The following is a 21,334-nucleotide window of genomic DNA, read 5'->3' as shown; positions in this document are numbered from 1 at the left end:
AACGGCACTCTCACTCACACCGAGTGAGCGGAAGGGCCGTTCGTCCTGGTCAGAGGGTGGCGCGCAGGTGCTCGGCGATGTCCGCGATCCGGCCGAGCACGCCGTTGAGGAAGCGCGGCGAGTCGTCCGTCGACAGGGTCCGGGCGAGCTCGACGGCCTCGGTGATCGCCACCGGGTCGTCGATCTCGTCCACCCAGAGCAGCTCGTAGACGCCGATCCGGAGCAGCGTGCGGTCGACGGCGGGCATCCGGGCGACCGTCCAGCCCTCGGCGTGCTCGGCGAGGAGCTGGTCGATCCGCTCCCGGTTCTCCACCACGCCGCGCACCAGCAGCGCGGCGTAGTCCGACACGGGCGGGGCGTCGTCGGTCTCGCGGCGCTGGGTCAGCACCTCGAGGGGGTCGGCGCCGCGTGCCTCGGACTCGAAGAGGATGTCGAGGGCGCGCTTGCGGGCCTTGGTCCTGGCCCGCACGTCAGCTGCTGACGCGGCCGAGGTACCGGCCGTCGCGGGTGTCGACCTTCACCTTGGTGCCGGTCTCGAGGAACAGCGGGACCTGGATCTCGGCGCCGGTCTCCAGGGTGGCCGGCTTGGTGCCGCCGGTGGAACGGTCGCCCTGCAGGCCCGGGTCGGTGTGCGAGATGACCAGCTCGACCGAGGTGGGCAGCTCGACGAACAGCGGCGCGTCCTCGTGGAAGCTGATCTGCGCGACCTGGTTCTCGAGCAGGTAGTTCGCGGCGTCGCCGACCACGTTCTCCGGGATGGGGAGCTGGTCGTAGGTGTCGCCGTCCATGAAGACGAAGTCCGCACCGTCCCGGTACAGGTAGGTCATGTCGCGGCGGTCGACGGTCGCGGTCTCGACCTTGGTGCCGGCGTTGAACGTCTTGTCGACGACCTTGCCGGTCATCACGTTCTTCAGCGTGGTGCGCACGAAGGCGCCGCCCTTGCCGGGCTTGACGTGCTGGAACGCCTGGACCGACCACAGCTGGCCCTCCAGGTTGAGCACCAAGCCGTTCTTCAGGTCGTTCGTGGTGGCCACGTGCGGGTCTCTCCTGGTTCGTCGGTACTGCAGGGTGGTTCTGCAGGGTCGTGCTCGGCGGGGCGCGCGCGTGCCGACCGTGACGACGGATGACGAACCGGTACGACCGCACGCGGCGGATGTCGCTCTCGGCGGCGGCGCCCGGACTCCCGCCCGGGACAGACCCCGCCGAACCGCCGTCGAGGATACCGCCGCGTGCCGGAGCACGAGCGCGGCCCCGGCGGACGGCCCCCGTCAGGCGACCTCGACGAGCTCCTTCGTGAACCCGGTGAGGGTCTCGGCCGGCCCCGCCCCCGGCACGACCAGGGTGTCCTCGATGCGGACCCCGCCCCGCCCGGCGAGATAGACCCCGGGCTCCACGGTGACCGCCATGCCCGCCTCCAGCACGTCCTTCGACGCGGCGGACAGCGCCGGGGCCTCGTGGATCTGCAGCCCGACGCCGTGGCCCAGCCCGTGCAGGAACTCCGGACCCCGGCCCGCGGTGGTGATCGGCTCGCGGGAGGCGGCGTCGACGTCCGCGGCGGGCATCCCGGCCTCCACCGCCGCGCAGCCGGCCGCCTGCGCCCCGTGGACCAGGGCGTACAGCTCGCGCTGCCAGTCCGCGGCCCGGCCGAGCACCAGCGTGCGGGTCATGTCCGAGTGGTAGCCGCCGACCAGCGCACCGAAGTCCAGCTTGAGGAGGTCGCCGGGGCGCAGCGCCGTGTCGGTCGGGCTGTGGTGCGGGATCGCGGAGTTCGGGCCCGCGGCGACGATCGACGCGAACGACGGCCCGTCCGCCCCGAGCGCGCGCATCCGGAACTCCAGGTCCAGGGCGATCTCCCGCTCGGTCCGGCCAGCCCGGACCCCGCCCGCGTCGAGCAGGTCGGCGAGCGCCGTGTCGGCGATGGCGCAGGCCCGCCGGATCGCCTCGATCTCGGTGTCGTCCTTGATCACCCGCAGCTGCGCGACGAGTCCGGGCGCCCGCTCGAGCGTCGCACCCTCCGCGGCGGCGGAGAGGGCGGCGTGCGCGTCGACGGTCACGGCGTCGGACTCGAAGCCCAGCCGCCCGATGCCGAGCGCCGACGCCCGTGCGGCCAGGGCCAACGCAGTCGCCCGCTCGATCAGCGGCGGCACGTCCGGCACCTCGGCGGCGGCCTGGGTCCTGTAGCGGCCGTCCGTGCCGAACCGGCTGCCGGCGTCGTCCGTCGCGGCGAGCAGCAGGGCGCCGTTGGAGCCGGTGAACCCGGTCAGGTATCGGACGTTGACGAGGTCGGTGACCAGCAGCCCGTCGAGCCCTGCGGCGCGCACCCGCGCGCGCAGGGCCTCGCGGCGCGCGGCCTGCGGGCGGGGGCTTCGGGTGCTGGTCGGGGCGGCACCGGTCATGGGTCCCAGCCTAGGCTTGGACGCATGAGTGGGTCGGGGCTGTACTTCAGGCAGCTGCTGTCCGGACAGGACTTCGCGGTCGGCGACCGGGTCGCCACCCAGATGGTCAACTTCGCCTACCTCATCGGCGACGAGGAGTCCCGCGAGGCAGTCGTCGTCGACCCGGCCTACGCCCCGGACGACCTGCTCGACGTGCTCGAGGCCGACGGCATGCGGCTCACCGGCGTGCTCGCCACGCACCACCACCCCGACCACGTCGGCGGCACGATGATGGGCTTCGACCTCGACGGGCTCACCGGGCTGCTCGCCCGCACGCCGGTCCCGGTGCACGTGCAGAAGCCCGAGGCCGAGTGGGTCACCAAGGTCACCGGGCTCTCCGTCGCCGACCTGACCCTCCACGAGAACGACGACGTGGTGCAGGTCGGCGACATCCCGATCCGGCTGCTGCACACCCCCGGCCACACACCCGGCAGCCAGTGCTTCCTGGTCGACGGGCGGCTCGTCGCCGGCGACACCCTGTTCCTGCAGGGCTGCGGCCGCACGGACTTCCCGGGCGGCGACGTCGAGGCGATGTACCGCAGCGTGCAGCGCCTCGGCTCCCTCGCGGGCAACCCGATCGTCTACCCGGGGCACCGCTACTCGGAGGAGCCGCACTCCCCGCTGCTCGACGTCCGGCGCTCCAACGTCGTCTTCCGCCCGCGCTCCGCGGAGGAGTTCGTGCTGGCCTTCGGTTAGAGGCTCGCCAGGTAGCGCAGGGCCAGCACGTAGCCCTGCACGCCGAGGCCCACGATGGTGCCGGTGGCGACGGGGCTGATGTAGCTGTGGTGCCGGAACTCCTCGCGCGTGTGCACGTTGCTGATGTGCACCTCGATCAGGCCGCCGGTGAGCATCGCGCAGGCGTCCCGCACCGCCACGCTGGTGTGCGTCCACGCGGCGGGGTTGAGGACGACCGGGGTGCCGGCGTCGGCGGCCTCGTGCAGCCAGCCGATCAGCTCGCCCTCGGTGTTGGTCTGCCGGACCTCGACCTCCAGCCCCAGCTCGGTGCCGGTCTTCTCGCACAGCGCGACCAGGTCGGCGTAGGTCGTGTGGCCGTAGATGCCCGGCTCGCGCAGGCCGAGCCGGTTGAGGTTGGGGCCGTTGAGGACCAGCACGCGCGTCATGCGCCCACCGTCGCATAGGCCTGCTCGAGCAGCTCCGGCGCGGGGCCCTCGAGCCGGCCGGGCTTCGCGAGGCCGTCGAGCACCACGAACCGCAGCATCCCGGCCCGGGACTTCTTGTCGCCCTTCATGGTCTCGACCAGCTCCGGCAGCACGCCGGCCTCGTACGTCGTGGGCAGGCCGATCGAGGTGAGGATCGCGCGGTGCCGGTCGGTGGTGGCGTCGTCGAGGCGTCCGGCGGCGCGGGCGAGCTCGGCGGCGAACACCAGCCCGACGCTCACCGCCGCCCCGTGCCGCCAGGTGTAGTCCTCGCGGCGCTCGATGGCGTGGCCCAGCGTGTGGCCGTAGTTGAGGATCTCCCGCAGGTGGGACTCGCGCAGGTCCGCGCCCACGACGTCGGCCTTCACCTGGATCGACCGCCGCACCAGCTCCGGCAGCACCTCGCCGGCCGGGTCGAGCGCGGCCTTCGGGTCCCGCTCGACGAGGTCGAGGATCACCGGGTCCGCGATGAAGCCGGCCTTGATCACCTCCGCCATGCCCGCGACCAGCTCCGGCTCGGGCAGCGTCTCCAGCGTCGCCAGGTCCACGAGCACGGCGGAGGGCTCGTAGAAGGCGCCGACGAGGTTCTTCCCGGCCGCGGTGTTGATGCCCGTCTTGCCGCCGACGGCCGCGTCGACCATCGCGAGCAGGGTGGTCGGCACGTGGACGACCTTCACCCCGCGCATCCAGGTCGCGGCCACGAAGCCGGCCAGGTCGGTGGCCGCTCCCCCGCCGAACCCGATCACGACGTCCTGCCGCGTGAGCCCGATCTGCCCGCAGACCTCCCAGCAGAAGCCGGCGACGGCGAGCGCCTTGCCCTCCTCGGCGTCGGGCACCTCGACGCGGTGGGCGTCGACGCCGGCGTCCTCCAGCTCCTGCCGGACCACCTCCGCCGCCTCCGCCAGCGCGGGCTGGTGCACCAGCAGCGCGGTCCGCGACCCCAGCTCCCGCACGACCCCGGGCAGCCCGGCCCGTACCCCGCGCCCGACGATCACGTCGTACGGGCGCTCCGCGGCGACGCGGATCGTGGTGGGCGGGTCCGCCTGTGCCGCAGACGTCGCAGGTGTCGCCGCAGCTGTCGCCGCGGACGGCGCCGCGGACGGCGCCGCGGGCGGGCTCGTCTCCGAGGGGCCGGGCTGGGTCATGGGACGACCCTAACCGCCCCCGCTCCCGCGACCTGCGGGCCCGTCGCGCCCGGTCCGCCCGCCGAGACCGTGACCGGTCAGGAGCCGGGGCGACCGAAGACGGGGTCCGGGAGCGGGGCGTCGTCGGACGGGGTGATCTGATCGTCGGGGTCGCCCGGGCCCGAGGCCGGGGCGGGGCTCGCGGAGGCGTCGAGGTCCAGGGCCGTGAGCACCGCGGCCGCGACCTGGTTCGCGCTGCGCTTGACGGTGTCGATCTCGACCGTGGCGACCTCCTGGTACAACGGGACGCGTGCCTCGAGCAGGGCGCGGAAGGTCGCCCGCGGGTTCACACCCGCCAGGAGCGGCCGCGCGGTGGACATGCCGGTGCGGCGGATGCCGTCGGCCAGCCCGACCTTGAGATAGACCACCCGGTGCGCGGCCAGGAGCGCGCGCGTCGACCCGGCCAGCACCGAGCCCCCGCCGAGGGCGAGCACACCGCAGTCCGTGCCCAGCAGCTCGGCCACGACCTCGCGCTCCACAGCACGGAAGGCCTCCTCGCCCTGCGAGGTGAACATCTCCGCGATCGTGGTGCCGACCCGCGCCTCGATCTCGGTGTCGACGTCCGTGAACGGCACCGCCAGCCGGCGCCCGAGGACCCGCCCCACGGTGCTCTTGCCCGCCCCGGGAGGACCCACCAGCACCAGCACCGGCCTCGTCGCGTCGCTCACGGCGCGATCGTATCCGCCGTTCGCCCGGCGTTCACCGACCGCCCGCAGGCGCGGCATCGCCCCGTGGTCGGTGCCCGCTCGGAGCCCCGCTTGGTCCGCGCTCAGTGCGCGAAGCGGCGCGCCACGTCCTCCCGGTAGGACGCCGCGTTACGCCGGGTCTCGGCCAGCGAGTCGCCGCCGAACTTCTCCAGCGCCGCCTCGGCCAGCACCAGCGCCACCATCGACTCCGCGACCACGCCGGCACGCGGGACGGCGCAGGCGTCGGACCGCTGGTGGATCGCGGTCGCCTCCTCGCCGGTGGTGGTGTCGATCGTGCGCAGCGCCCGCGGCACCGTCGAGATCGGCTTCATGGCCACCCGCACGCGGACGGGCTCACCGTTGGTCATGCCGCCCTCGATGCCGCCCGCGCGGTTGGACAGCCGCTTCACCGGGTCGCCCGGGATCATCTCGTCGTGCGCGGCGGAGCCGCGGCGGTGCGCGGTGCGGAAGCCGTCGCCGATCTCCACGCCCTTCATCGCCTGGATGCCCATCAGCGCGGCGGCGAGCTTGGCGTCGAGCCGGCGGTCCGACTGGACGTAGGAGCCGACGCCGACCGGCATGCCGTAGGCGAGCACCTCGATGACCCCGCCCAGGGTGTCGCCGTCCTCGTGCGCGGCGTCGATCTCGGCCATCATCCGCTCGGCCGTGGCCTCGGAGAGGGCGCGGACCGGGCTGGCGTCGACGCGGTCGAGGTCGCCGGGCCCGGGCACCGGGTCGTCCTCGGGGGCGTCGACGGCGCCGATGGCGACGACGTGGGACACGACGTCGACCCCGAACGCCTGCTTGAGGAAGGCCTTGGCGACCGTTCCGAGCACGACCTTCGCGGCGGTCTCGCGGGCGCTGGCGCGCTCGAGGACGGGGCGGGCCTCCTCGAAGCCGTACTTCGTCATGCCGGCGAGGTCGGCGTGCCCGGGCCGCGGCCGGGTGAGCGGGGCGTTGCGGGCCCGGTTCGCGATGAGCTCCGGGTCGACGGGATCGGCCGCCATGACCGTCTCCCACTTGGGCCACTCGGTGTTGCCGATCCGGACGGCCACCGGGCCGCCCTGGGTCACGCCGTGCCGGAGGCCGCCGATCACCTCGAGCTCGTCCGCCTCGAACGCCATCCGCGGGCTGCGCCCGTGGCCCAGCTTGCGGCGGCCGAGCTCGGCCTGCAGCTCCTTGGTCGTGATCTCGACACCGGCGACCATGCCCTCCAGCACGGCGACCAGCGCGGGACCGTGCGACTCCCCGGCGGTGATCCAACGCAGCACGCCGCGATTCTCTCACCCCCCGCCCATCGGCCCGACGGCACCGCTCGTGCCGCCCACCAGCGCCGCCACGAACACCACCAGCCACGCCGAGCCGAGCATCGGCGGGCCGAGCGGCAGCTCCGCGGGAGGCCCCGGCATCGACCGGCCCCTCCGCCACGTCGCGCCCGCCGCACCGTCGGACCGGAGCCGTGCCGCCACGCCCGGCGAGCCCGCGCCCGGCCCGTCGAGCAGGACGCCGGCGCCACGAGCGCGACGGGCCGACCGAGCCACCACGCATCCGGCCATGCCCACGCTGACGACGGCCGTGAGCGCACAGCCGAGGAGCAGCGCCGGCCACGACGCGGCGGCGGACAGGGCACCGACGGGTGCCGCGAGCTTGACGTCGCCCAGGCCGAGCGACCGGGGCGACACCGCGTGGACCAGCAGGTACGCGCCGGCGAGGAGGGCGGCGCCCGCCGCGGCGCGTCCGACGGCCGCGAGCCCCACCGGCACGGCGAGGAGCAGGGCGGCGGGCAGCGCCGGGAGGGTGAGCGCGTCGGGCAGGCGGTGGTGCCGCACGTCGACCACACTCGCCACCACCGCGAGCCACCCGGCGCCGAGGAGCAGCGGCAGCCACGCCCACGGCAGCACCCCGGCTCCCGCCGCACCGACGACGCCCGCCCAGGGCACCCCGACCGCCACCTCCAGCCAGGGCGGCGGCACCCGCGTACCGCGGCGCATCCGCGCCAGCAGCATTCGGCCGGCGGCCCCGGCCAGCATCCCGAGCCCGAAGCCCAGGAGCGCCCACCCGACGACGGTCCCACCGGGCAGGAGACCGTCCGGGGTGATCCCGCTCGCGGCCGTCGACAGGACCGTCGTCGTCACTCCGCTCGTCATGCCGCCGATGCTCGCCCGATCCTCCGACCGGCGGCGGACCGAGCGAGAAGCTGTGCACAGGCCTGCCGATCCGTGGACGAACCGCCGCGACCGAGCCACGACGGACCCGTCCTGTCGCACCCACCTGGTAGTGCGCGTCACCCCGCTCGGCACCCGACCGGCCGGTGCAGCGCCGGAGCGCGCGGGGAAGGATCGTGGGGTGCCCGACCCCGCTCGTCCCGACCCGCCCCTCGCACCCGCCGTCGTCCGGGCGGAGATCGACCACGGCCGGGCCGAGCTGGTCGGCGACCCCGAGCGCCCGCTGGCCTGGACCCTGCTGGTCGACGGCACGGCCCAGTCCCACGTCGACCTGGCCGACCCCGAGCACCTGGAGTTCGAGTACGTCCGGCGCATGGGGCACGTGGTCGACACGATCGCGCCGCCCATGACCCCCGTGCGGGCGATCCACCTCGGCGGTGGCGCCTGGACTCTCCCCCGCTACGTCGCCGCGACCCGCCCGGGTTCGCCGCAGCTCGTCGTCGAGCTCGACGCGGCCCTGATCGACCTGGTCGCCGCCCGCCTGCCCGCCGACGACACCGGCATCGACGTGGTCAGCGGCGACGCCCGCGCGCTCCTCGCCACCCGTCCGGCCGCCTCGGCGGACCTGCTGGTCCTCGACGTCTTCGCCGGCGCCCGCACCCCCGCGCACCTGACCTCCGCCGAGTTCGTCGCCGACGTGCGGCGGGTGCTCGCGCCGGACGGGGTCTACGTGGCGAACGTGGCCGACGGCGGCACGCTCGACTTCGCCCGCGGCCAGATCGCGACCGTGGGCGCGCAGTTCCCCGAGCTCGCGGTGATCGCCGCGCCGGACCTGCTGTCCGGCCGGCGCTTCGGCAACCTCGTGCTGGTCGCCGCCGACCGGCCGCTGCCGGTGGCCGACCTGACCCGGCGCGCCGCCGGCGATCCGTTCCGCGCGCGGGTGCTGGCCGGGCCGGCGGTCGCGACGCTGGCGAAGGGCGCCGCGGTGCGGCACGACCGGTCGACCACTCCCTCGCCGGTCCCGCCGCCCGGCTTCTTCGGGCAGTGAGGCCCGGCTAGAACGCCCCGTTCCGGATCGCCTCGCCGACGTTGGCCTGGTGCTCGGCCAGCGACGTCGCGAAGCAGGACGTGCCGTCCTTCTGGCACCGCACGAAGAAGGTCCACGGACCCGCCTCGGGGTCGAGCGCGGCGGCGATCGCGTCCTTGCCCGGCGCCGCGATCGGCGTCGGCGGCAGCCCCGTGTTCTGGTACGAGTTGTACGGCCCCGCCGTGCCCCGCGCCTCGGCGGTGGTGCGCAGGGCCTGCAGGTCCAGCGGGTAGTTGACCGTGGAGTCCAGCTCGAGCCGCTGGTCGATGTCGAGCCGGTTCGTGATCACCCGGGCGACCTTGCCCATGTCCGGGGTGATCGCCTCCTTCTCGGCCAGCGAGGCGAGCACCAGGAGCTGGTAGGTGGCGAGCCCGTCGTGGCTGGCGTCGGCGGTGAGGCCGCTCGACTCGAGCTGCGCGACCGACACCGCGAACAGGGACTTCCAGACGTCCGCGGCCGACGTGCCGGGCGCGACGTCGTACAGACCCGGCACGATCAGGCCCTCGAACTTCCGGTTCGGCTCCGCCCGCGCGACGTCCTCGACCGCCCACTGCGGCACCCCGAGCGACGCCGGGTCGGCGGTGGCCATGACCTGCCGCAGCTCCTCCGGGCTCACGCAGCGCCGCTGGCCGTCGATCCGGCCGCAGCTGGCCTGCGAGATCAGGCTGATCACGCCGGGGGCGACGGTCCCGTCCGGCGAGCGGGTGTCGTCCAGCTGGGTACCGCCGCGGATCTCGAGCCGCCCCACCCGCGACGACGGGTCGATCATCAGCGCGACCGCGGACTCGCCCGACATCTGCAGCCGCATCTGGTAGTACCCGGGCTGGATCCCGAGGACCTTCTTCTCCTCGGCCGCGGCCTCGGTGAAGGCCTCCGGGCTGGCGACGACGCCGCGGCGGGCCAGCATCGTGCCGATCTGCCGGGTGGAGTCGCCGTCGAGGACGCGGACCACGGCGTCCCCCTGGCCCTCGCCGTCGAAGTCGTCCGTGAAGAACGTGGACCCCACCAGGTACGCACCCCCGCCGAACACCACGCCGAGCAGGACCAGCGCCGCGAGCAGCACGAACAGGCCGCGCCGGCGGCGCTTGCGGGCGATCTCACGCAGCTCCGCCCGCCGCGCCGCGAGCTCCGCGCGGCGGGTCAGGAAGGGACCGGTGGGTGGGTTCACGCCGCGCAGCCCGCCCGGTGGCGGTTCCGACTGCTGCGGCGCGTCCCGTTCACAGCTCCGGAGGGTAACGGGTCCTCGCATCGGCCCGGCACGGAGCACGCCCGACCGGGCCGTACGGTCACCGTCGGGTGTCCAGGTACCCCTGGAGGATGGCGACGGCGGCGGCCTGGTCGATCACCGCGCGTTGCTTGCGCCCCTTGACCCGTCCCCGCAGCTGCTGGGTCGCGACGACGGTGGTGAGCCGCTCGTCGTGCAGCACGACGGGCACCGCGAGCACGGCCTCCAGCTCGGCCCGGAACGCCTGGGCGGCCTCGGCCGCGGGCCCCTCCCGGCCGGCGAGGGTGCGGGGCAGCCCGAGCACGACCTCGACGGCCAGGTACTCCTCGACCAGCTCCGCCACGCGCCGGGCGGCACCCTCGCGCGGCACCGTCTCGAGCGGGGTTGCGATCAGGCCGTCGGGATCGCACAGGGCGACCCCGACGCGCACCGATCCCACGTCGACGCCGAGCCGGCGCCCTCGCGGCTCGATCACCGTGCCGACCTCACCGTGCCGACCTCACCGTGCGGACCTCACCGTGCGGACCGTGCGGACGGACCGGGGATCAACCCCGGACCGCCTCGCGCAGCTTCTGGATGGCGGCCGCGACGCCCGACGGGTCCGTCCCGCCGCCCTGGGCGAGGTCCGGCTTGCCGCCGCCCCGCCCGCCGACGGCCGGCGCGAACGCCGGGATCAGCGTGCCGGCGGCCAGGCCCTTGTCCCGGGCCGCGGCCGTGGTGGCCACGACGAACGCGACCTTCCCGGCGTCGGTCGAGAACAGCGCCACGACACCCGGCTTCGACCCGAGCCGCCCGCGGACGTCCGAGGCCAGGTTGCGCAGGTCGTTGCCCGCCAGCCCGGCCGGGCCCTCGACCGCCACCACGGACACCCCGTCCAGGTCCTCGGCCTGCTCGGCGAGGGTGCCGGCGGAGGCCAGCACGGCCTCGGCGCGGTGCTTCTCCAGGTCGCGCTCGGCGTCCCGCAGCCGCTCGACCAGCCCGTTGATCCGCTCCGGCAGGTCCTCCGGCTTGGCCTTGAGCTGCTCGGCCAGCTGGCTGACGAGGAGGTGCTCCTTGGACATGTGGTCGAACGCGTCGAGCCCCACGAGGGCCTCCACGCGCCGGATGCCCGAGCCGATCGAGCCCTCGGACAGCACCTTGATCAGGCCGATCTCGCCGGTCCGGCCGACGTGCGTGCCACCGCAGAGCTCGCGGGAGTAGTCGCCCATGTCGACCACGCGGACGCGGTCGCCGTACTTCTCGCCGAAGAGCATCATCGCGCCGAGCCGCTTGGCCTCGTCCATCGACGTCTCGTAGGCCTCGACCTCGCGGTTCTGCTGCAGGACCCCGTTGATCTCGCCCTCGACCTCGGCGAGCTGGGTCGGCGTGACGGCGCCGGACGGCGAGGTGAAGTCGAACCGCAGCCGGCCCGGGGCGTTGAGCGACCCGGCCTGCGCGGCGGAGGTGCCCAGCGCCCCGCGGACGCCCGCGTGCACCAGGTGGGTACCGGTGTGAGCGCGGGAGATCGACGCACGGCGGGCAACGTCGATCTCGGCGACGACCGGCGAGTCGACCGTGGCCGTGCCGTTCGTGACGACGCCGCGGTGCACCCGCAGGCCCGCGACCGGCGACTGCACGTCGTCCACCCGGATGGTGAACGAGTCCGACCGCAGCTCACCCGTGTCGGCCTGCTGGCCACCGGCCTCGGCGTAGAACGGCGTGCGGTCGAGGACGACCTCGACCGCCGAGCCCTCGGACGCGGCCGGCACCGGCTGCCCGTCGACCAGCAGCCCGACGATCGTGCCCTCGGCGGCCAGGTCGGTGTAGCCGAGGAACTCCGTGATGCCGTGGTTGTCGAGCACCGCGCGGTAGACCGAGGCGTCGCCGTGCCCGACCTTGCGGGAGGCGGCGTCGGCCTTGGCCCGGGTGCGCTGCTCCTGCATGAGCGCGGTGAACCGGTCCTGGTCGACCTCGAGCCCCTGCTCGGCGGCCATCTCCAGGGTGAGGTCGATCGGGAAGCCGTAGGTGTCGTGCAGCTGGAAGGCGCGGTCGCCGGGCAGCACGAGCCCGCCTGCCTTCTTCGTCTCCGCCACCGCGGTGTCGAAGATGCGCGAGCCCGCCGTGAGCGTGGAGAGGAAGGCCTCCTCCTCCGCCTCGACGACGGCCGAGATCCGCTCGAAGTTCGTGATCAGCTCGGGGTAGGTCGGCGACATCTCGTCCCGCACCACCTCGGCGAAGGCGCGCAGCACCGGCTGGGTCACGCCGAGCAGCCGGGCCGAGCGCACGATGCGGCGCAGCAGCCGGCGCAGCACGTAGCCACGGCCCTCGTTCGACGGCGTGACGCCGTCGCCGATGATCATCACGCCGGAACGGGCGTGGTCGGCGATGACCCGGAACCGGGTGTCGTCCTCGGCGTTCGCCCCGTACTTGCGACCCGACAGCGCCTCGGCCTGGGCGATCACCGGTCGGACCAGGTCGGTCTCGTAGACGTTGGCCACGCCCTGCAGCAGGTACGCGACCCGCTCGACGCCCATGCCGGTGTCGATGTTCTTGCTGGGCAGGGTGCCGATCGGCGGGTGACCGAGCTTCGGGCTCAGCTCACCGCGTTCGTCCTGCATGAAGACGAGGTTCCAGATCTCGAGGTACCGGTCCTCGTCGGCCTCGGGGCCGCCCTCGCGGCCGTACTCCGGGCCGCGGTCGTAGTAGATCTCCGAGCAGGGGCCGCCGGGACCGGGCACGCCCATGTCCCAGTAGTTGTCCTTGCCGCCGCGGCGCTGGATCCGCTCCTCGGGCAGCCCGGCGATCTCCTTCCAGAGCGCGATGGCCTCGTCGTCGTCCTGGTAGACGGTGACCCAGATGCGGTCGGGGTCGAACCCGAACCCGCCCGAGTCGCGGTCCCCGGTCACGAGGGTCCAGGCCAGCTCGATCGCCCCGGCCTTGAAGTAGTCGCCGAAGCTGAAGTTCCCGGCCATCTGGAAGAACGTGTTGTGCCGGGTGGTGCGGCCGACCTCGTCGATGTCGCCGGTGCGCACGCACTTCTGGATCGACGTGGCGCGCGGGTACGGCGCCGGGACGTCGCCCAGGAAGTACGGCTTGAACTGCACCATGCCGGCGTTGACGAACAGCAGGTTGGGGTCGTCGAGGATCAGCGACGCGCTGGCCACCGGGGTGTGCCCGGCCTTGACGAAGTGCTCGGTGAAACGGCGGACGATCTCGTGGGTCTGCACGGGGTGTCTCTCTCGCGGAAAACGGGTGGGACGACGGCGCGGTGCGGCAGGGACCGCTCAGGCCCCTGCCCCGCGCGCTCGCCCCCGAGGGCGGGCCGGCTCGTCCTCGGCCACGGCCTCACTGTAGGACGGGACGTGTCCGCCCGTCCGCCGCTCGACGAGGTCGGTGAGCTCCTGCTCGCGGGTGGCCATCCCGGCGCGCACCTCGGCACCGAAGGCGCCGAGGCCGGCCCCGAGCTCGCGCAGCCCGTCGGCCAGGTCGGCGCCGATGCCCTGCGGGGTGAGCCGCTGCCTGGTCTCGGTGAGCCGGCGGGTCACGTAGGCGCCGGCGGCGGCGCCGACGCCGATCCAGAACAGCCGCTTCACTTCTGCCTCCCCCGGCGGCGGCCACGGGAGTGCGCCCCCGCGTCCTTGCCGGCGCGGCGAGCCTTGATGGCCTTGTTGAGGCCGTAGGAGAAGGCGGCGGCGCGCACCAGCGGGCCGCCCAGTGTCGCGGTGAACAGCGAGGTCAGCACCGACACGTTGCTGGTGACGGTCTTGGCGTTCGACGTGATCCCGTCGACCCGCTCGAGCTGGGTGTTCACGCTGTTCAGCGTGGTGTGCGCGTCGACCAGCAGCGGGGCGCTGCCCTCGTGGGCCTTGCGGATCGCGACGGTCGCCTCGTCGAGCGTCCGGCCGAGCTTCAACAGCGGGATCGCGAGCAGCACGACGAGCACCACGAACGCGATCGCCGCGATGAGCGCGGCGATCTGACCAGCCGACACGGACCCCTCCAGCGATCTTGGAACAACGATCGCCACGAGCGTGGAGATCGGCGGTCAGGCTACTCCCCCGGCCGCCGGTCCCCACGTCCGGATCACGTCCGGATCAGCCGGTGATGTCGACCGCACCCTCGTCCGTGTCGGCGTCGACGGCGGCCGCCACCGCCTCGGCGACCTCACGGGCCAGGCCGCCGGTGACGAGCTGGCGCAGCCGCGCGAGCGCGCGGTGCTGGGTGACGCGGACGGCGCCGGGGGTGGAGCCGACGGTCTGCGCGGTCTCCTCGGCGCTGAGGCCGACGACCACCCGGAGGACGAGGACCTCGCGCTGCCGCTCGGTCAGCACGCCGAGCAGCCCGCCCAGGCGATGGTTGAGCTCGGCGGTGAGGGCCAGGTGCTCCGGCCCGTCGAGCACCACGCCGGTGTCCGGGACGTCCGCGACCGGCTCGGAGCGGTTGCGGCCGATGGCCCGGAAGGTGTCGGTGACCTTGTGCGCGGCGATGCCGTACACGAAGGCGCGGAAGGACAGGCCCTTGACGGTGTAGGTCGGCAGGGCGGCGAGCACGGCGACGCAGACGTCCTGCGCCACGTCCTCGGCCGAACCGATGACCGTCTCCTGGCGGCCGAGCCGGGCGCGGCAGTACCGCAGCACCAGCGGGCGGATCTCCTCGAGGAGCCGCTCGCGGGCCCGCGGGTCGCCCTCGACGGCGGCGGCCACGTACTGCTCGAGGACCGAGGGTGCCGGGACCGACCGGGCGCGCCGCCCCTTCGTCCCCGCGACGACGGTGAGCTGCGGGCCCTGGACCTCGACGGGGGCCGGGCCGGGATCGACGGTGAGCCCCTCCGGCTCGGCGAACGCGGCGCCGAACGGATCCGGGGGGTCGAAGGCTGCCGCGGCGGTCATCGGACCGTTCCCGAGGCAGGACGGATCAAGGCGTGCATGGGTTCCCCTCCCCTGCGACGCAGGAGGGCGTGCCCGACCTCCGGGGCCGGACAGCGCCCCTCCACGCCGTGCGCGGTAGTGAGCGGCCGGGGCCCGATGTGCCCGTCGGACCCTGGCCGCGTGCTCCGGACGGAGCGACCGTGCGACACCCGCCCGGCCGCACGAGGCGACCCCCGACGGGCCGGTGCCCGTACCGTCCTCCCGGCCGATGATCGCGGGGCCGTGCCCTGCCCGACGAGACCGTTCGAGATTCAAGTACGTGGTCACCATCTTGGGTGATCCTCGAAATGGAGTCAAGCTCAACTCGGCGTGTTTCGGCTACGGTCCGTCAATGTGACCACCGGCGGAAGCGGCCGTTCGAGCGATGCCCGGGCTCGGGCCGCGCGAACGAAGCGCGACCGCACCCGCCGCGCCCTGCTGGACGCCGCCGACGCCAACTTCGGCACCCGCGGATGGAACCGCACTCGTATGGAGGACATCGCGGCCACCGCGGGCGTGAGCCCGGCGACCGCCTACAACCACTTCCCGAGCAAACACGCACTCATCGGCGCCGTCTACGGGCCACTGGTCCATACTCTCGTGCAGCAGGCGGAGCAGGACCGTAGGGCCGGACGGCCGGTGCTCGACGCACTGAGGGACCAGGTCAACGCCCTGACCAGGACGACCTGGCGGCACCGCGGGCTCACCGCCGCGTTCTGGTACGCCGTCCAGGACTACGTCGCGACCCGGGTCGGCGGCCCCCCGGACCCGGCCGACCTGGGCGATCCGCGCACCCTCGCGCCGGTCCCGGACGCGATCCTCGGCCTCCTGCAGGACGGGCAGGCCTCGGGGGAGCTGCGTCCGTACCCGCCGGCCCTGGAGATCAGCGGGTTGATCGTCAACACCCTCCTCATGCGCGCCGTGAACCGGCCCCACGAGCCGCCGGAGCAGACGGCCGAATTGTTACTCACCGTGCTCTTCGGGACACTCAAGCCGGAGCTGCTCTGCCACACCCCGGAGGACGAGCGGCCGTTCGCGAGCGGCCACTGAACGCTCCCACGGGACGGGCGGGCGTCGGCACACGACAAGCGGTCCCGAACGGGTGTATCCGGTCCCCGCTGCGGGCGCGTTCCTTGCCGTACCCCACACGGGGTCGTACCTGTACCGATCATGGAACGTCGCGCGGTGTCCCGCACCGCCACCCTGCTCTCCCTCGCACTGTCCCTCGGCACGGCCGCCGTCCTCGCGGCCGCCCCCGCCGCCGCGGCCCCCGCCGGCCCCGGCACCGAAGCCGGCAGCACCACCAGCGGAACGTCCGAGTCCACCGTCCGGTCCGACGGCGCGCGGACCGTCACCCTCTACTCCGGCCCGGTGCGGGTGCAGCGCGGCGCCGAGTGGCTGCCGGTCGACCTCACCCTGCGGACCGGACCCGACGGCGTCGTCCGGCCCGCCGCGGCACCCCACGACCTCACGCTGACCCCGACGGGCCCGTCGGTGCGGTACGCGGAGGGCGGCTCGGCGGCCGTCGTGTGGCCGACCCCGCTGCCCGCCCCGCAGCTCGACGGCCCGAAGGCCGTCTACCGGCAGGTCCGGCCCGGCTACGACCTCGAGGTCGAGGCGACCCGCGCCGGCTTCGTCGCCTCGGTCCGCAAGGACGGCGCCCCGACCGGCCCCGCCCCGGACCTGAAGCTCACCGGCAACGCCGAGGCGGTGCCCGACGCGGCCGGCTCGCTCACCGAGGCCGAGTCCGCCGTCAGCCGGGTGGTCGCGGCCGCTCCGGTGACCACGGAGGCACCCGTCCCCTTCGACACGACCACGCAGACGACCGTGAAGAACACCGACACCTCGGGCGACCCGGACCTGCGGCTCGGCAGCTACGACGGCAAGGAGGCCGCCCGCAGCTACCTCACCTTCGACCTCGCCGGGGCGAAGGCGGCGACGGTCCGCTCGGCGACCCTGGACCTCTACCAGACCTGGTCGGCGTCCTGCCGCCCCCGCGCCTGGGAGGTCTGGACGCTCCCCGCGGGCACGACGGTCGGGCCGAAGCTCCGCTGGGCGACCCAGCCACAGGTCGAACGCCTGCGGGCGACCAGCACCGACACCCGCGGCAACGCCCCGGCCTGCGCGCCGGGCTGGAGCAGCGTCGACGTGACCGGGCTGGTGAAGGAGTGGGTGGCCGCCGGTGCCACCAGCGGCACCGTGGTGCTGAAGGCGGCCGACGAGACGGACCCGCTGTCCTGGAAGCGGTTCGCCTCGGCGGAGACGGCGACCGTCCCCCACCTCACCGTCACCCTCGGCTGAGGACCCCCTCCAGGGCGTCGAGGGCCAGGTGCAGGTCCTGCTCCTCGACGACGAGCGGCGGCGAGAGGCGCAGCGTCGGGCCGTGGGTGTCCTTGGTGAGCACCCCGGCCCGCGCGAGCCGCTCGCCGAGCTCGCGCCCGGTGCCGAGCGCCGGGTCGACGTCGATCCCGGCCCACAGCCCCACCCCGCGCACCGCGGTCAGGCCCGGCATCGCGCGCAGCCGCGCCTGCAGGACCTCGCCGAGCGCGCGGGTGTGGGCGAGCACCACGTCGTCGCGCAGGATCCTGATCACCGCCCGCCCGACGGCGCAGGCCAGCGGGTTCCCGCCGAAGGTCGAGCCGTGCTGGCCGGGCTTGAGCACGCCCAGGACGTCCGCGTCCGCCACCACGGCCGACACCGGCACCACGCCGCCGCCGAGCGCCTTGCCCAGCAGGTAGACGTCCGCCTGCACGCCGGCGAGGCCGCGGGTCGCGAGTACGTGCCCGGTCCGGCCGAGGCCGGACTGCACCTCGTCGGAGATCCACAGCACCCCGGTGTCGGTGCAGATCTCCCGCACCGCACGCAGGTAGCCGTCCGGCGGGACGATCACCCCGGCCTCGCCCTGCACCGGCTCCAGCAGCACGGCCACGGTCTCCGGGGTGATCGCGGCGCGCAGGGCATCGGCGTCCCCGTACGGGACGACGTCGAACCCGGGGGTGAACGGCCCGAACCCGCCGCGGGCCTCCGGGTCGGTGGAGAAGGACACGATCGAGATCGTGCGGCCGTGGAAGGCACCGGCCGCCACGACCACGCGCGCCCGGTCGGCCGGCACGCCCTTGACCTCGTAGCCCCACTTGCGGGCGACCTTCAGCCCGGACTCGACGGCCTCGGCGCCGGTGTTCATCGGCAGCACCATGTCCTTGCCCAGCAGCGCGGCGAGCTCGGTGCAGAACGGGCCGAGCTGGTCGTTGCCGAAGGCCCGGCTGGTCAGCGTCATCCGGTCGAGCTGGGCGTGAGCGGCGGCGCGCAGCACCGGGTTGCCGTGGCCGAAGTTCAGGGCGGAGTAGCCGGCGAGGAAGTCGAGGTAGCGGCGGCCCTCGACGTCCGTCACCCAGGCGCCCTCGCCGGAGGACAGCACCACCGGCAGCGGGGCGTAGTTGTGGGCGGAGTGCTCGGCGAGCATCCGCTCGTGGTGCGCGGTCGCCGAGAGGGACACGGTGGGCTGGTCCAGAAGGGTCATGCGCGCACCTCCAACGTGCAGCACTTGGGTCCGCCGCCGCCCTTGAGCAGCTCGGACAGGTCGACGCCCACGGGCTCGTACCCGCGGTCGCGCAGGGCGGCGGCCAGCCCGGCCGCCGCGGCGGGGAGGACGACGTGCCGGCCGTCCGACACGGCGTTGAGCCCGAGGACCGCCGCGTCGACCGGCGAGGCGAGCACCGCGTCGGGGTAGCGGCCGGCCAGCACTCCGCGGGAGCGTGGCGAGAAGGCCTCGGGTAGGTAGGCGACGTCGTGCCCGGACAGCACGGCGAGCGCGGTGTCGAGGTGGTAGTAGCGGGGGTCCACCAGCTCCAGGCCGATCACCGGGCGGCGCAGCACCCGGGCCGCCTCGGCGTGCGCCCGCGGCTCCGTGCGGAACCCGGTGCCGGCCAGGACGACGTCGCCGGCGACGAGGAAGTCCCCCTCGCCCTCGTTGACGAACGCCGGCTCGACGTACTCGCCGACCTCGACCAGCGCCTTGCGGTAGAGCTCGGCCTCGGCGGCGCGCTGCGGGTACCGGAAACGGGCGCCGTAGACCCGGCCGCCGACGACGGTGGCGGCGTTGGCCGCGTAGACCATGTCCGGGAGCCCGGGTTCGGGCTCCACGACGGTCACCTCGTGGCCCAGCTCGAGGTAGGTGCGGCGCAGGGCGTCCCACTGCGCGAGGGCCAGGTCGCGGTCGACCGGCGTCCCGGGCCGCATCCAGGGGTTGATCGCGTACTCGACGGCGAAGTGCGTGGGCGGGCACATGACGTAGTGCCGCCGGGTGGGCGTGCGGTCCGCGATGATGTCGGGACGGGTGAGAACGCTGGTCATGGAGCCTCCCTCGACGCGCCGGGAGTCACGTCCTCGGGACTCCCTGCAACGGTAAAGAGGCGTGCGTCACGCCCACAATCGGCGTTCGTTGCCCATCCGCGCGCGATCGTTGCGCGATCGACCGCGACAACGACGTTTCAGTGCATGGTCGGCGGTGGCCTGCGGATCAGCGGCGAGAGCACCAGCACGGACTTGGTCCGCTCGACGAACCCCTCGGCCCCGATCTGCTCCAGCACCTGCTCGAAGTGCCGCATGTCCGCGGCGAGGATGCGCACCAGCGCGTCGGCGTCGCCGGACACCGTGCTGGCGTCGACGACCTCGGCCAGCCCGGCACAGGCGCGGCGGATCGCCGCCGGCGGGGTCGACGGCCGGCAGTAGAGCTCGACGTAGCCCTCGACCGTCCAGCCCAGGGCGGCCGGGTCGAGGCGCACGGTGAACGCGGTGATCACCCCGTCGGCCCGCAGCCGGTCCACGCGCCGTTTCACCGCGGACGCCGACAGCCCGACCTCCGCGCCCAGCTCCGCGAAGCTCCGGCGCGAGTCCGCGACGAGCAGCGTCACGATCTTCTCGTCGAGCGGGTCCCAGCGCACGCACCCATCTTCGGCCACGATGTCGTTCATGCACCCCACGGACTCCCCGGCCGGGTCCGGCACCGGCCGGACCGCGGACCGGGTCTACCGGGTCGACTCGGAGGTCGGCACGCTGCGGCAGGTCCTGCTGCACCGGCCCGGCCTCGAGCTCAAGCGGCTGACCCCGGGCAACAAGGACCAGCTGCTGTTCGACGACGTCCTGTGGGTCCAGCGCGCCCAGGAGGAGCACGACGGCTTCGCCGCGCTGCTGCGCGGGCGCGGGGTCGAGGTCCACCTGTTCGACCGGCTGCTGCGCGAGACGTTCGAGCTGCCCGAGGCCAAGGCCCACGCGCTCGACCGGATCTTCGACGACCGGCTGTACGGCCCGCTCGCCGTCGACGCCCTGCGCAACCTGTTCGACGCCATGGACGTGGACACACTGACCGAGCACATGATCGGCGGCATCACCAAGCGCGAGGTGCTGGAGCGGATCGAGGAGCCGCGGTCGATCGCCTTCCACATCCTCGGCCCGGACGACTTCGTGCTGGAGCCGCTGCCGAACCACCTCTACACCCGGGACACCACGGCCTGGATTCACGGCGGCGTCGCGATCAACAGCATGCGCAAGCAGGCCCGGATCCGCGAGACCGTGCACTACGAGGCCGTCTACCGCTGGCACCCGTTGTTCGCCGGGGCGGGCTTCGACGTCTGGTCGTCGGGCTCGGTCAACGGGCCCGCGACCGTCGAGGGCGGCGACATCCTCGTCCTGGGCGACGGCGCGGTGCTGGTCGGGATGAGCGAGCGGACCCGGCCGGCGGGCGTCGAGCGGCTGGCCCGGTCGTTGTTCGCGGGCGGCGAGGTGGACCGAATCGTGGCGCTGCGGATGCCGCACGGCCGGGCGCTGATGCACCTCGACACCGTCCTGACGATGATCGACCGCGGGACGTTCGTGAAGTACGCAGGGCTCGGGATGCTGCCCTCGTACACGGTCCGGCCGGGCGACTCCGACAAGGAGATGGTCATGACCGACCACCCGCCGGAGGACATGCACGCCGCCGTCGCCGCCGCGCTCGGGCTGGACTCGATCCGCGTGCTCACCGCCGAGCAGGACGTGCACTCCGCCGAGCGCGAGCAGTAGGACGACGGCTGCAACCTGCTCGCCGTGTCCCCCGGCGTGGTGGTGACCTACGAGCGGAACGTCACCACCAACACCTACCTGCGGAACCTGGGCGTCGAGGTCCTCGAGGTCCCCGGCGGCGAGCTCGGCCGCGGGCGCGGCGGGCCCCGGTGCATGAGCTGCCCGGTCCTGCGCGACCCCGCGTGATCAGCAGCCCGGGGATCGAATACGCAGCGTGTAACTACGTCGAAAGGGTGACGCACGCGCGGGTGGACGGCCGCTCCGCAGGCAACGCCGGCCTCGTTGACCCGGCGTGGCCGCCCTCGACGGACAGCGCACCGCGGTGCGCCTCCCCGGATTCCGGACCGTGCTCCGCGCCCTCCTCGTCCTCACGGCCGCCGCGGCCCTGACCGGCGCCGGGGTGGCGGCGGCCTCGCCGCCGGAGCCGAAGGCGGCCGCGCCGCTCGCCG

Annotated in this window: 20 protein-coding genes and 2 pseudogenes; 5 read left to right on the top strand and 17 right to left on the bottom strand. The window is 74.1% G+C overall.

The window, feature by feature from the left end; all coding sequences use genetic code 11:
* Positions 1–49 precede the first annotated feature (49 nt).
* The 3 genes from nusB to AB0B41_RS21980 all read right to left on the bottom strand — a co-directional run bounded on the left by nusB (position 50) and on the right by AB0B41_RS21980 (position 2,396).
* On the bottom strand, positions 50–469 hold the full coding sequence (gene nusB, locus AB0B41_RS21990) for a transcription antitermination factor NusB (protein WP_037044388.1): 420 nt from the start codon (positions 467–469) through the stop codon (positions 50–52).
* A 1-nt stretch (position 470) separates the two neighbouring features.
* Complete coding sequence (gene efp / locus AB0B41_RS21985; RefSeq protein WP_037044386.1) at positions 471–1,034, bottom strand: elongation factor P; 564 nt, start codon at positions 1,032–1,034, stop codon at positions 471–473.
* A 234-nt stretch (positions 1,035–1,268) separates the two neighbouring features.
* Positions 1,269–2,396, bottom strand: a complete 1,128-nt coding sequence (locus AB0B41_RS21980) for an aminopeptidase P family protein (protein WP_358206126.1) — start codon at positions 2,394–2,396, stop codon at positions 1,269–1,271.
* Between the two features lie 24 nt (positions 2,397–2,420).
* Between AB0B41_RS21980 and AB0B41_RS21975 the strand changes: the two genes are divergently transcribed.
* Complete coding sequence (locus AB0B41_RS21975) at positions 2,421–3,131, top strand: MBL fold metallo-hydrolase (protein ID WP_358206124.1); 711 nt, start codon at positions 2,421–2,423, stop codon at positions 3,129–3,131.
* On the opposite strand, the gene aroQ is transcribed toward AB0B41_RS21975, so the two are convergent.
* The 5 genes from aroQ to AB0B41_RS21950 form a co-directional block, all read right to left on the bottom strand.
* The gene (gene aroQ / locus AB0B41_RS21970) at positions 3,128–3,556 is read right to left on the bottom strand and encodes a type II 3-dehydroquinate dehydratase (protein ID WP_358206121.1); all 429 of its coding nucleotides are present in this window, start codon (positions 3,554–3,556) and stop codon (positions 3,128–3,130) included. The two genes, AB0B41_RS21975 and aroQ, sit on opposite strands and share 4 nt — an antisense overlap.
* Complete coding sequence (gene aroB, locus AB0B41_RS21965; RefSeq protein WP_358206119.1) at positions 3,553–4,737, bottom strand: 3-dehydroquinate synthase; 1,185 nt, start codon at positions 4,735–4,737, stop codon at positions 3,553–3,555. The genes aroQ and aroB overlap by 4 nt, the downstream gene beginning before the upstream one ends.
* A 77-nt stretch (positions 4,738–4,814) precedes the next feature.
* Positions 4,815–5,444: a shikimate kinase gene (locus AB0B41_RS21960; protein ID WP_358206117.1), complete on the bottom strand. Its 630-nt coding sequence runs from the start codon at positions 5,442–5,444 to the stop codon at positions 4,815–4,817.
* Positions 5,445–5,545: 101 nt separating this feature from the next.
* Complete coding sequence (aroC, locus tag AB0B41_RS21955) at positions 5,546–6,733, bottom strand: chorismate synthase (RefSeq protein ID WP_358206115.1); 1,188 nt, start codon at positions 6,731–6,733, stop codon at positions 5,546–5,548.
* 12 nt (positions 6,734–6,745) lie between these two features.
* Entirely contained in the window at positions 6,746–7,609 is an 864-nt protein-coding gene (locus tag AB0B41_RS21950) for a prepilin peptidase (RefSeq protein WP_358206112.1), read from the bottom strand.
* Between the two features lie 199 nt (positions 7,610–7,808).
* Between AB0B41_RS21950 and AB0B41_RS21945 the strand changes: the two genes are divergently transcribed.
* A complete protein-coding gene (locus AB0B41_RS21945; RefSeq protein WP_358206110.1) occupies positions 7,809–8,675 on the top strand; it encodes a fused MFS/spermidine synthase in 867 nt (288 codons plus the stop codon).
* A gap of 7 nt (positions 8,676–8,682) precedes the next feature.
* On the opposite strand, the gene AB0B41_RS21940 is transcribed toward AB0B41_RS21945, so the two are convergent.
* The 6 genes and pseudogenes from AB0B41_RS21940 to shbA all read right to left on the bottom strand — a co-directional run.
* Entirely contained in the window at positions 8,683–9,882 is a 1,200-nt protein-coding gene (locus tag AB0B41_RS21940; RefSeq protein ID WP_358206108.1) for an endolytic transglycosylase MltG, read from the bottom strand.
* A 118-nt stretch (positions 9,883–10,000) separates the two neighbouring features.
* A complete protein-coding gene (ruvX, locus tag AB0B41_RS21935; RefSeq protein WP_358206106.1) occupies positions 10,001–10,414 on the bottom strand; it encodes a Holliday junction resolvase RuvX in 414 nt (137 codons plus the stop codon).
* A 70-nt stretch (positions 10,415–10,484) separates the two neighbouring features.
* Positions 10,485–13,145, bottom strand: coding sequence for an alanine--tRNA ligase (gene alaS, locus AB0B41_RS21930; protein ID WP_358206105.1), 2,661 nt, complete (start codon positions 13,143–13,145; stop codon positions 10,485–10,487).
* Positions 13,146–13,202: 57 nt separating this feature from the next.
* Positions 13,203–13,511: a hypothetical protein gene (locus AB0B41_RS21925; RefSeq protein WP_358206103.1), complete on the bottom strand. Its 309-nt coding sequence runs from the start codon at positions 13,509–13,511 to the stop codon at positions 13,203–13,205.
* Entirely contained in the window at positions 13,508–13,909 is a 402-nt protein-coding gene (locus AB0B41_RS21920; RefSeq protein ID WP_358206100.1) for a DUF948 domain-containing protein, read from the bottom strand. Before AB0B41_RS21920 ends, AB0B41_RS21925 begins: the two co-directional genes overlap by 4 nt.
* Positions 13,910–14,108: 199 nt before the next feature.
* Positions 14,109–14,633, bottom strand: a pseudogene (gene shbA / locus AB0B41_RS21915) (RNA polymerase sigma factor ShbA); the annotation flags it as partial.
* Between the two features lie 546 nt (positions 14,634–15,179).
* On the opposite strand from shbA, the gene AB0B41_RS21910 reads away from it, so the two are divergent.
* Together AB0B41_RS21910 and AB0B41_RS21905 are read left to right on the top strand one after the other, a co-directional pair.
* On the top strand, positions 15,180–15,875 hold the full coding sequence (locus AB0B41_RS21910; RefSeq protein ID WP_358206098.1) for a TetR/AcrR family transcriptional regulator: 696 nt from the start codon (positions 15,180–15,182) through the stop codon (positions 15,873–15,875).
* Positions 15,876–16,010: 135 nt separating this feature from the next.
* The gene (locus AB0B41_RS21905; protein ID WP_358206096.1) at positions 16,011–17,126 is read left to right on the top strand and encodes a DNRLRE domain-containing protein; all 1,116 of its coding nucleotides are present in this window, start codon (positions 16,011–16,013) and stop codon (positions 17,124–17,126) included.
* On the opposite strand, the gene rocD is transcribed toward AB0B41_RS21905, so the two are convergent.
* From rocD to AB0B41_RS21890, 3 genes are all read right to left on the bottom strand, one after another.
* The gene (gene rocD / locus AB0B41_RS21900) at positions 17,113–18,288 is read right to left on the bottom strand and encodes an ornithine--oxo-acid transaminase (RefSeq protein WP_358206181.1); all 1,176 of its coding nucleotides are present in this window, start codon (positions 18,286–18,288) and stop codon (positions 17,113–17,115) included. The genes AB0B41_RS21905 and rocD overlap by 14 nt on opposite strands.
* Positions 18,289–18,341: 53 nt before the next feature.
* Entirely contained in the window at positions 18,342–19,178 is an 837-nt protein-coding gene (ddaH, locus tag AB0B41_RS21895; protein WP_358206094.1) for a dimethylargininase, read from the bottom strand.
* A 137-nt stretch (positions 19,179–19,315) separates the two neighbouring features.
* Complete coding sequence (locus AB0B41_RS21890; RefSeq protein WP_358206091.1) at positions 19,316–19,798, bottom strand: Lrp/AsnC family transcriptional regulator; 483 nt, start codon at positions 19,796–19,798, stop codon at positions 19,316–19,318.
* Here AB0B41_RS21890 and AB0B41_RS21885 point away from each other — a divergent pair.
* A pseudogene (locus AB0B41_RS21885) lies at positions 19,788–21,071 on the top strand (arginine deiminase). The gene AB0B41_RS21890 and the pseudogene AB0B41_RS21885 sit on opposite strands and share 11 nt — an antisense overlap.
* Positions 21,072–21,334: the final 263 nt, after the last annotated feature.

Origin of the sequence: Pseudonocardia sp. NPDC049154, from assembly GCF_040648315.1 — a bacterium.
GTDB lineage: Bacteria > Actinomycetota > Actinomycetes > Mycobacteriales > Pseudonocardiaceae > Pseudonocardia.
The sequence above is the reverse complement of the archived record's forward strand: the minus strand, read 5'-3'. Positions and strand labels throughout refer to the sequence as shown.